At 67.1% G+C, this 8800-nt stretch carries 13 protein-coding genes; 9 read left to right on the top strand and 4 right to left on the bottom strand.

Annotated elements, in window-relative coordinates; translation table 11 throughout:
- Positions 1–172: 172 nt before the first annotated feature.
- The 4 genes from ACODTA_RS29975 to ACODTA_RS29960 all read right to left on the bottom strand — a co-directional run bounded on the left by ACODTA_RS29975 (position 173) and on the right by ACODTA_RS29960 (position 2435).
- Positions 173–700: a hypothetical protein gene (locus ACODTA_RS29975; protein WP_489071295.1), complete on the bottom strand. Its 528-nt coding sequence runs from the start codon at positions 698–700 to the stop codon at positions 173–175.
- Positions 697–900, bottom strand: a complete 204-nt coding sequence (locus ACODTA_RS29970; RefSeq protein ID WP_489071293.1) for a hypothetical protein — start codon at positions 898–900, stop codon at positions 697–699. The genes ACODTA_RS29975 and ACODTA_RS29970 overlap by 4 nt, the downstream gene beginning before the upstream one ends.
- Positions 897–1223 carry a hypothetical protein gene (locus ACODTA_RS29965; RefSeq protein WP_489071291.1) on the bottom strand — a complete coding sequence of 109 codons (327 nt, stop codon included), beginning with the start codon at positions 1221–1223 and terminating at the stop codon, positions 897–899. The genes ACODTA_RS29970 and ACODTA_RS29965 overlap by 4 nt, the downstream gene beginning before the upstream one ends.
- 711 nt (positions 1224–1934) lie before the next feature.
- Complete coding sequence (locus tag ACODTA_RS29960) at positions 1935–2435, bottom strand: hypothetical protein (protein ID WP_489071289.1); 501 nt, start codon at positions 2433–2435, stop codon at positions 1935–1937.
- Positions 2436–2537: 102 nt separating this feature from the next.
- Between ACODTA_RS29960 and ACODTA_RS29955 the strand changes: the two genes are divergently transcribed.
- The 9 genes from ACODTA_RS29955 to ACODTA_RS29915 all read left to right on the top strand — a co-directional run bounded on the left by ACODTA_RS29955 (position 2538) and on the right by ACODTA_RS29915 (position 8783).
- Entirely contained in the window at positions 2538–2738 is a 201-nt protein-coding gene (locus ACODTA_RS29955; protein WP_489071287.1) for a hypothetical protein, read from the top strand.
- Positions 2735–2971, top strand: a complete 237-nt coding sequence (locus ACODTA_RS29950; RefSeq protein ID WP_489071285.1) for a hypothetical protein — start codon at positions 2735–2737, stop codon at positions 2969–2971. The genes ACODTA_RS29955 and ACODTA_RS29950 overlap by 4 nt, the downstream gene beginning before the upstream one ends.
- Before the next feature lie 91 nt (positions 2972–3062).
- Positions 3063–3272, top strand: coding sequence for a hypothetical protein (locus ACODTA_RS29945; RefSeq protein ID WP_489071283.1), 210 nt, complete (start codon positions 3063–3065; stop codon positions 3270–3272).
- Positions 3269–4651, top strand: coding sequence for a replicative DNA helicase (locus tag ACODTA_RS29940; RefSeq protein ID WP_489071281.1), 1383 nt, complete (start codon positions 3269–3271; stop codon positions 4649–4651). Before ACODTA_RS29945 ends, ACODTA_RS29940 begins: the two co-directional genes overlap by 4 nt.
- Positions 4648–5409: a hypothetical protein gene (locus ACODTA_RS29935; protein ID WP_489071279.1), complete on the top strand. Its 762-nt coding sequence runs from the start codon at positions 4648–4650 to the stop codon at positions 5407–5409. The genes ACODTA_RS29940 and ACODTA_RS29935 overlap by 4 nt, the downstream gene beginning before the upstream one ends.
- Entirely contained in the window at positions 5406–5756 is a 351-nt protein-coding gene (locus ACODTA_RS29930) for a hypothetical protein (RefSeq protein WP_489071278.1), read from the top strand. Before ACODTA_RS29935 ends, ACODTA_RS29930 begins: the two co-directional genes overlap by 4 nt.
- A 40-nt stretch (positions 5757–5796) precedes the next feature.
- Positions 5797–6141 (top strand): hypothetical protein, encoded by a 345-nt coding sequence (locus ACODTA_RS29925; protein ID WP_489071276.1) that lies wholly within the window; start codon positions 5797–5799, stop codon positions 6139–6141.
- The gene (gene terL / locus ACODTA_RS29920) at positions 6113–7597 is read left to right on the top strand and encodes a phage terminase large subunit (RefSeq protein ID WP_489071274.1); all 1485 of its coding nucleotides are present in this window, start codon (positions 6113–6115) and stop codon (positions 7595–7597) included. The genes ACODTA_RS29925 and terL overlap by 29 nt, the downstream gene beginning before the upstream one ends.
- A 211-nt stretch (positions 7598–7808) precedes the next feature.
- Complete coding sequence (locus tag ACODTA_RS29915; RefSeq protein ID WP_489071272.1) at positions 7809–8783, top strand: DUF262 domain-containing protein; 975 nt, start codon at positions 7809–7811, stop codon at positions 8781–8783.
- Positions 8784–8800: the final 17 nt, after the last annotated feature.

Genomic DNA, 8800 nt, shown 5'->3' with positions numbered 1-8800 from the left:
CGGGCTGAGCGGGGTGAAAGGGCACCACTGCCACCAACATCCGTTCGGGCTGAGCCTGTCGAAGCCCTGTCCTTCTGTTGCGGTGTTCAGGAAGGGCAGGGCTTCGACAGGCTCAGCCCGAACGGGGGGGGGTGATATTCGGGAGAATTTCGACCCGTCCATCACCCGTCCATCACCCACCCATCAACCCGCCTCTCGCCCCGCCGCATCCCCCGCCGGGCGTTCGCGCCAGGCGGGTTTCCAGAAGGGGCGGAGGGGTTCGTGGCGGTGGAAGGGCGGGTTGCGGTCGCCGGCGATGTGGACGGCGCGCCAATGCTCGCGGCCCTTGCTGGCGACGGGGGGCAGATACAGCGCGCCGTTCATTGGCCCACGCCCTCCCAACCCCGTCCAGCGCCGCTTCCGCTTCCCGGCACAGGCGGTTGAGCTTGCGCGTGCGGTTGCCCGCGGCGGTGCGGGCGCTGGCCCGCGCGCGTTCGGCGGCGAGCGCGGCGCGCGCCTCGTCGCGTTGCGAGCGATAGGTGTCGAGCCAGGAGAGGATCGATTTCTCGCTGTCGCCCAGCGCGCCGACGCGGCCGTTGAGCGCGGTGATCCGCGCCTCCAGCGCCGCCGCGCGGGCGCGGCCGAACAGCCGCCCGCCGGCGAAGCCGATGGCCCCGGCCGCCGATGTCGCGGCGGCGATCGAAACGATGATGTCCGTCATGATGCTTCCTTTTCCTTCGCCGCCAGCATCCGGGAGAGCCGGTCGGCATCCTTGCCTGAAAGTTTGCCCCGCGCGTCGAGCGCGACGAGGCGCCACAGCTCCGCATCGGGCGGCGCGGCGCGGATGGTGAGGGATGGGGCGCTGAGGGACGGGGTGGGGAGGGGCGGGGCGGGGAGGGGCGGGGTGGCGCGCGCGCTCATGCCGCGTGCCGCATCGTGGCGGCGGCGGCGCGCGCGGCGGCGATCGCCGCGTCGATCACGTCATGCACCGATCCCAGCGCGATCCACCCCGCCATCGCGCGGCGATCGCCGGCATGGGCGCGGGCGAGCGCGCGTTCGCCATGATCGTCGCGGATCGCCGCCAGCGCATCGACGGCGGGGCCGACATATTCGTGCCAGTCCTCCCGCACGCAGCCATAGATGTGGTGCCGCCCCTCGCAGCGCGGGGGATCGGCGGCGATGCCCGCCAGCAGCGCGGCGGCGCGGGGATCGCGGGTCCAGTCGTGAAGCGAGGGGGGTGGCATGTCGTCCTCCATCCGATGGAGGCGATATGGCATTGGAAATTTATCATAGCAAGAGGGAAATGATAAATTTCCAATCTGCGCGCCAGATGGGGTGGCGAGGGATGGTTTTGGGGATGGCGCGCGATCTTCTCACCGCCGCCCGGGCTGAGCCCGAGCGGGTTTTGGGGTTGGCGGGGACTGGTTGAATCCTGTTCCGTCATTAACCCCCGTTGGGGCTGAGCCGGTGATCGGAATGGCGCACGGTCATCAACACCGCTCGGGCTGAGCCTGTCGAAGCTCTGCCTTTCCTGGACACCGGAAGAGAAGAACAGGGCTCCGACAGGCTCAGCCCGAGCGGGGCGTTGAGGGCGGTTGGGGCCTGATTCCACGCCCCTCGCCGTCATGACGTCACTTGCGTGGCAAGCCTCCGAAATGGATCATTCTAATCGGCAATCGCGTGGTTGCGTGACCGGGGTGGCCGCGGGGCTGGCGGGCCGGTGGGGCGGGGGTTCTGGCGCGGATTTCCGGGATCGTTTCGGGTGCGGGCCTGGCACCGGCGCGCGCCGGATTTGCACCGGAATGATAGGATATTTCCTTTTATATGTAGGAAAATTCCTGCCATTGAGATCGGAACGAAGATCGAACGCGAGTCGGAGGCGGGGATAGAGGTGCAGGTGTTGTTGCAATCGCCGGGCTGCGATATCGGCTGTTCGGACTGTTCGCGTAGCTGCGCTATCGCGCAGATCCAGCTCGCCTGGTGGATGCGGGAGGAGGAGCGGCTGTTGCGGGATCGTCCGCCGCTGGCCGATCGCCGCTTTCCGCCGTGGCGGGACGAGATTTCGGAAGCGCAAGGACATTTAGAACGGCTTCGGCGAGATATCCGGGCCGCTTGTCCGCCTGCTTCGGCAAGCCGGGCAGAGCGTCCGCGATCGCCTGTTCCAGTTCTTGTCTGGTCGGACGGGCGATCAGCCGGCCCTGCGCCTCATCCGCGAAAAACTCCGGAAGCGTGCTCCCCACCGCTTCCAGCACGAGCCGCAGATTGCCGACGCTAGGCTCGCTCGCCGGTTTCGACCGGCCCTGCATATTGGTGAAGAACGACGTGCTGACCCCGGCCTCCGCCGTCCAGTCGTTGTTCGAATAATCCTCGCGCGGGCGCGGCAGCGCCATCAGCCGGGCATGGAGCGCCCGTGCCCTGAGTTCGGCCGCTGCCTTTTTATCCGAGTTCGACGCCATGGGAAATATATCCCACCGCCGCCGCCCGCCCGCCATCTGATAAATTTCCAACGATCCATCTTGTGCTATTGGAAATTTATCATAGAATGGCGGCTTATGGACATGATCACCGACACACGCCTGCTGGAGCGTATCGACGCGTTCCTTGCCGAAACCGCGATGAAGCCCTCCCGCTTCGGGCTGGAGGCGATGGGGGACGGCGCGCTGGTGGCGCAATTGCGCGACGGGCGTTCGCTGACGCTGCGCAATGTGGAGCGCGTGATCCGATATATGGACGGGCACCGCGCGGAGCTGGCGGCATGAACGCGCGCTGCATCCGTTGCCGGGTTTCGCTGCACCATCCGCAATTCGAATATTGCACGGTGCCGTCCTGCCCGTTCGATCATGGCGCCGCCTTGACCGCCGAAGCCGCCATCGCCCCGCGCGTTTCCCTCCCCCGCGCGGGCGAGGGGGAGGGGCGGCGCGATCGCCGCTTCTCCCCCGAATCCCTGGCTACCGACTATCCGGCCCCCAACCATCCGGGCGACGCGGCATGACCGCGCCCGTCTTCATGCAGCGCCCCGGCCGCATCGCGCGCGCCGCCGCCGATGCGCCCGTGGTGATGCCGCCGGGAATGGGAGGCGCGTGATGGGTGACGTCGTGCGGCTGCCGGTGCGGCCGAGCGTGATGGACGCGTGGGAACGCTATGCCGCGCTTGTCCGCCGCGCCAACGCCGATCGCGCGCTGTGGGCGGACCGGCCCTATTGCGAGGCGATGGCGCGCGCGCACCGCGACTGGACGCGCGCCTGGCTGCGCGACGGCGGCGGGGACGGGCGCGGCGGGGACGGGGCGGCATGATGGCGGCGGACCCCTATCAGGCGCTGACCAATGTCGACAGCGAGGCGGCGCTGTGCGGCGCGCTGATGCTGGACAATGCGCGGATCGACGGCGTCGCCGACCGGCTGGCGCCCGAGGATTTCAGCGAGCCGCTGCTGGCGGACATCTATGCGGTGATCGTGCGCGAGGCGGCGTTGGGCCGGCCCGCCAACCCGATCACGCTGCGCCCCTATCTGATCGATCATCCCGCGCTGGCGGAGGCGGGCGGCGTCACATATCTGAACCGGCTGGCCGCCAGCAACGCGGCGTCGTGGAGCAGCCCGGCCGAACTGGCGGCGCAGATCCGCGCGCTGGCCCTGCGCCGCGTGCTCGTATCGGGGCTGAACGCCGCGTCGTCGCTCGCCGCCGATCCGGCGGAAAGCAACGAGGTGGTGATCGACCGCACCGAAAGCGCGCTTTCCGCCGCCACCGCCGCGCATGAGGGCGCATCCGAATTCTCCGCCGCGCAATGCCTGCGCGAGATGCTGGAGGATATGGAGCGGCCCCAGCATGGCGTGACGTGCGGGCGGATCGCCTCGCTCGACCGGCTGATGGGGCCGATGCGCCCGAAACAGCTCAACATCGGCGCGGCGCGGCCGGGCATGGGCAAGACGGCGCTTGCGCTGTCCTACAGCCTGGGCGCGGCGCTGGCGGGGCATGGCGTGCTGTATGTCTCGCTGGAAATGTCCGCCAAGGAACTGGCGATGCGGCTGGCGGCCGATCTCTGCTTCGACGGGCGCGAGGGCGTGCCGTTCGAGGCGATCCGCGACGGCCGGCTGGACGGCGCGCAGAAGATGCGCGTGGCGCGCGCGATCGCGCGGGTGGAGGACGCCCCCTTCATGGTGGCCGATTATGGCAGCGTCTCGATCGGGCGGCTGAACATGATCGTGCGGCGCTACAAGCGGCGCATGGCGGCGGCGGGGCGCCGGCTGGAACTGGTGGTCGTCGATTACCTCCAGCTCGTCCAGCCCGAGGGCAAGGGCCGATCCAATTACGAAGCGGTCTCCGAAGTGAGCCGGGGGCTGAAGGCGATCGCCAAGGATCACGACCTGGCGGTGTTCGCGCTGGCGCAGCTCAGCCGCGCGGTGGAGCAGCGCGAGGACAAGCGCCCGCATCTGTCCGACCTGCGCGACAGCGGCCAGATCGAGCAGGACGCGGACGCGGTGCTGTTCCTCTATCGCCACGAATATTATCTGCGCCAGGCGCAGCCCGACGAGGGCGATCCCCGCCATGGCGAATGGTGCCGGCGGCTGCGCGATTGCGAAGGCGCGCTGGAACTGATCCTGGCCAAGCGCCGCAACGGCCGCACCGGCAAGGGGCAGGCGGTGTTCTGGGGTGGCAACCAGGCGGTGCGCGGATGAGCGGCTGGATCTGCCTGCATCGCGGCTGGCGCGATTGCGACGCGTTCGACGACGGCGAGCCCATGTCCGAGCGGGAGGCGTGGATCTGGCTGATCGAGACCGCCGCGTGGAAGGACATGCGCCGCCGCAACGCCAGGGGGGAGGGGATCGTGGTGGCGCGCGGCCAGCTCCACAGCTCGCTGCGGTCGCTGGGCCAGTCGTTCGGCTGGGGCAAGAACCGGGTGGCGCGCTATCTGGAGAAACTCGCCCGCCACGACATGATCGGGACGGTATCGGGACAGGCCGGCATCCTGATCACCATCCGCAATTACGGGCATTATCAGGACGTGTCGCCGCCCGCCGAGCCCGAAACCGGGACAGGCGCGGGACAGGCGCGGGACACACAAGAACACGGGAAACACGCATCCGGTTCTGACGAACCGGAGGCGGTGCGCCCGCACGCGCCGCCGGCCCCCCAGCCCCCGCCGCCAGCCCTCGCCGACACCGCCAAGGCGGTGTTCGACCAGGGCGTGGCGCTGCTGACGGCGGCGGGGCTGGGCGAACGCGCCGCGCGATCGATGCTGGGGCGCTGGCGCAAGGACCATGGCGACGGCGCGATCCTGGAGGCGCTGGGCGAGGCGCGGGCGCGCGCGGTGAGCGACCCCGTTCCCTGGATGCAGCGCTGGCTGAAATCGCGCGCCCGCGCCCCCGCCGCCACCCGCCAGCTCGACATCCTGCTGAGCCAGACAGACCGCTACCGAAGAAGGGAAGCCGCATGACCGATACCGACATCATCGCCGAAACCGCCGAAGCAGCCGCAACCGCCGAACCGGCGGCGCCGGCCCGCCGCCAGCGCAAGCCCGATACCGGGCTGATCCGCCCCTATCGCCCCAAGCCCGCCGATTTTCGCGAAACCTTCATCCGGCTGGGCTGGCAGCTCGAGGATCATTACAACACCAACTGGCGCTGCATCCGCCGCTGGGTGATGGAGGAGGGGCGCACGGAATTGCTGCGCGCCCGCCAGGAACAGCGCGGCCGCACCCGCATCAAGCGCACGGTGGAGGGCGTCTATCATATCGGCCGCCGCCGCGTGACGGCGGCAGCGCCCGATGCGGGCGATGCGTAGGACGGCCGCTTGCTTTCCAGTGGAACGGGACGGAGCGGGCATGGCGGGAAAGGGCGGGCGCAGCGCATCCCCGGAGACCCGGCCCCCCGCCGCGCCGCGCTCCCCAGCCGCGCCGCGCTCTCTGCCCGAACTGGCGCGCGCGCACACCGAGGCCGCGATCGCGACCCTGGTGGAGGTGATGGGCGACAGGGGCGCCACCGCCAGCGCGCGCACGTCCGCCGCCAGCGCCATCCTCGATCGCGGCTGGGGCCGGGTGGCGCAGGCGGTGGAGCACAGCGGGCCGGGCGGAGACCCCGTGCGGTTCGACATGAGCAGGCTGACCGATGAGCAGCTCTCCGCGCTGGAGGCCCTGTGCGATGCGCCCGGCGACGATGCTGGACCATGATCCGCGCGCCGTGGCCGACGCCGCCGCGCGGGAAGCGTGCTCGCGCTCGCTCGCCGGCTTCGTCCGCCGCGCATGGCCCGTCATCGAACCCGGCCAGCCCTATGTCCATGGCCGCCATATCGACCTGATCTGCGACCATCTGGAGGCGGTGACCGCCGGGCAGATCCGCCGCCTGCTGATCAACGTGCCGCCCGGCACATCCAAATCCACGATCTGCGGCGTGTTCTGGCCGATGTGGGAATGGGGGCCGCGCGCCATGCCCGCGATGCGATATGTGGGCGTGGCGCACGAACAGACGCTGGGCATCCGCGACAATCTGAAATGCCGGCGGCTCGCCACCTCGCCCTGGTACCGGCGGCTGTGGGGAGACCGGGTGGCGATGGCGCGCGACCAGAACGAGAAGCTGAATTTCGAGAACAGCGCCGCCGGTTTCCGCCAGGTGGCGACGCCCGGCAACATCACCGGCCGCCGGGGAGACCGCATCATCCTGGACGATCCGCTTTCCGCCGAGCACGCCAACAGCGCGGTGGAGCGCGAGCGCGTGAACCTGTGGTTCCGCGAAGCGCTGCCCACCCGGCTCAACAACCCGGAAACCAGCGCGATCGTGGTGGTGATGCAGCGGCTGCACGAACGCGACGTATCCGGCCTGATCCTGGCCGAACGGCTGGGATACGAACATCTGATGCTGCCGATGCGTTTCGAACCGGAGCGGCGCTGCGTGACGGGCGTGGGGGCGGACTGGCGGACGGAGCCGGGCGAGCTGCTGTTCCCCGAACGCTTTCCCGCCCATATCGTCGACGAGCTGGAACGCACGATGGGCGCCTATGCCACCGCCGGCCAGCACCAGCAGCGCCCGGCCCCGCGCGACGGCGGCCTGTTCAGGCGATCCTGGTTCCGGCCGGTGGGCGCGGTGCCCGCGGGCGAGCGCCGCCGCGTGCGCGCATGGGATCTGGCGGCGACGCGCAAGATCGCGGGCAACGATCCGGACTGGACGGCGGGCGTGCTGCTCTCACGCGGGCAGGACGGCCGTTTCCTGATCGAGGGATGCCGCCGCCTGCGCAGATCGCCGATGGAGGTGGACGCGGCGATCGCCACCGCCGCCGCCTTCGATCCGCCGCGCACGATCGTGCGGCTGACGCAGGATCCGGGGCAGGCGGGCAAGGCGCAGGCGGAAACCTTCGTGCGCAAGCTGGCGGGCCATGTGGTGGTGGTGCAACTGCCCACCGGCGACAAGGCCACCCGCGCCAGCCCCGCCGCCACCCAGGCGGAAGCGGGCAATGTCGACATATTGATGACCGGCGACGCGGACCGCGACGCATGGATCACCCCGTTCCTGGACGAACTGAGCCTGTTCCCCGCCGCCGCGCACGACGATCAGGTGGACGCATTCGCCGACGCCCTCAACGAACTGGCGCTGGGGAAGGGGCGCTATGATCTGGGGCGGTTGTTGGGGTGAGGGGAATCTTGAAAGAAATTTCTGTGTATTATTTGGAAGGTCGGTATTGCCGCCCATCATTATTGTAGAATCGGTCAAGCAGTTCTCGGTGTTCGTTCCAAAATCCATAGGATAAGGCTGAATCCGGATTCTGGATTCCGGGAATCTGACATGCTTTTCGCGACGAAAAGCCTGAGCTATGCTTGAGGCTTGGAACTGGGAGGGGTGTGGCGTGGCGAAGATAAAATCTGACAAAGCGATTAATTTGGATGCCCTTCTGAAACGCGACGATTTCTTCGAGGAAACCGATCAGCAGTCCGAATCTACAGAGCTCAGAATCACGGATCTTGAACCGGGAATCACATTCAATCGACTCAGGAAGCCCGATTTTCAGAGAGAGACGGCAAATTGGACTCCCCGGCAAGCGGTTGACCTGATTGAGACATTCTGCGCGGGAGATATCATTCCAGCGATCATTCTTTGGGAAAGCGGGTCACGTATATTCGTCGTTGACGGTGCGCATCGCCTCAGCGCCCTCATCGGGTGGATACATAGCGATTTCGGCGGTGGTGAACTCTCACGCCAATTATATGGATCTCGCATTTCGGCGCATCAGTTGAAGATGCATGATATAACCATGAAGCTTCTGGATGGCGGCGTTGGAAGATGGGAAGATTATAAAATAAATCATCCAGCTTCTTCTCTAAAGACATTACAGATTCAATGGATAAAAGGGCGCACCGCGACACAGGCGGCAAAAGCGTTTGTACGTATTAACCAAGGTGGTACGGAAATTGATCCATTGGAAGAGCGCATACTCAATGCTGCTCGATCAGCGCTTTCGGTGGCAACCCGCGTTATCGTCCGGGAAGGAACTGGCCACCCATATTGGAAGCATTTTTCCAGTGTAGAAACTAAGAAATCCACACCTGCACTCGGAAGTGAAATTTACAAGATTCTATACGAGCCACCGCTGGACATGCCGACAAAGACTGTCGAGCTTCCGTTGGCTGGGGCTGCGCATGGGCCGCATGCGCTCCGCTTGGCGTTTGATCTGGTAGGATTGGCAAATGGTCTTGCAATTCCAGACTCAACGCGAGCAAAGTCACCTGCTGAACCATTGCCTGATGACGTAGATGGTGATGCAACAGTAAATTACCTTAAGAGAACTAGGTGTTCAGTCCCGGCATTTGGTGGATCGGATTGACGATGAAGCGGTCTGGC

It is taken from the genome of Sphingomonas sp. FG14 (genome assembly GCF_057809675.1).
The sequence above is the reverse complement of the archived record's forward strand: the minus strand, read 5'-3'. Positions and strand labels throughout refer to the sequence as shown.

What these genes read in the sequence shown, in the direction of transcription:
- ACODTA_RS29975 (WP_489071295.1), bottom strand. Translation starts at nt 700, where the DNA reads ATGACGGACATCATCGTTTCGATCGCCGCCGCGACATCGGCGGCCGGG.
- ACODTA_RS29970 (WP_489071293.1), bottom strand. Translation starts at nt 900, where the DNA reads ATGAGCGCGCGCGCCACCCCGCCCCTCCCCGCCCCGCCCCTCCCCACC.
- ACODTA_RS29965 (WP_489071291.1), bottom strand. Translation starts at nt 1,223, where the DNA reads ATGCCACCCCCCTCGCTTCACGACTGGACCCGCGATCCCCGCGCCGCC.
- ACODTA_RS29960 (WP_489071289.1), bottom strand. Translation starts at nt 2,435, where the DNA reads ATGGCGTCGAACTCGGATAAAAAGGCAGCGGCCGAACTCAGGGCACGG.
- ACODTA_RS29955 (WP_489071287.1), top strand. Translation starts at nt 2,538, where the DNA reads ATGATCACCGACACACGCCTGCTGGAGCGTATCGACGCGTTCCTTGCC.
- ACODTA_RS29950 (WP_489071285.1), top strand. Translation starts at nt 2,735, where the DNA reads ATGAACGCGCGCTGCATCCGTTGCCGGGTTTCGCTGCACCATCCGCAA.
- ACODTA_RS29945 (WP_489071283.1), top strand. Translation starts at nt 3,063, where the DNA reads ATGGGTGACGTCGTGCGGCTGCCGGTGCGGCCGAGCGTGATGGACGCG.
- ACODTA_RS29940 (WP_489071281.1), top strand. Translation starts at nt 3,269, where the DNA reads ATGATGGCGGCGGACCCCTATCAGGCGCTGACCAATGTCGACAGCGAG.
- ACODTA_RS29935 (WP_489071279.1), top strand. Translation starts at nt 4,648, where the DNA reads ATGAGCGGCTGGATCTGCCTGCATCGCGGCTGGCGCGATTGCGACGCG.
- ACODTA_RS29930 (WP_489071278.1), top strand. Translation starts at nt 5,406, where the DNA reads ATGACCGATACCGACATCATCGCCGAAACCGCCGAAGCAGCCGCAACC.
- ACODTA_RS29925 (WP_489071276.1), top strand. Translation starts at nt 5,797, where the DNA reads ATGGCGGGAAAGGGCGGGCGCAGCGCATCCCCGGAGACCCGGCCCCCC.
- terL (WP_489071274.1), top strand. Translation starts at nt 6,113, where the DNA reads ATGCGCCCGGCGACGATGCTGGACCATGATCCGCGCGCCGTGGCCGAC.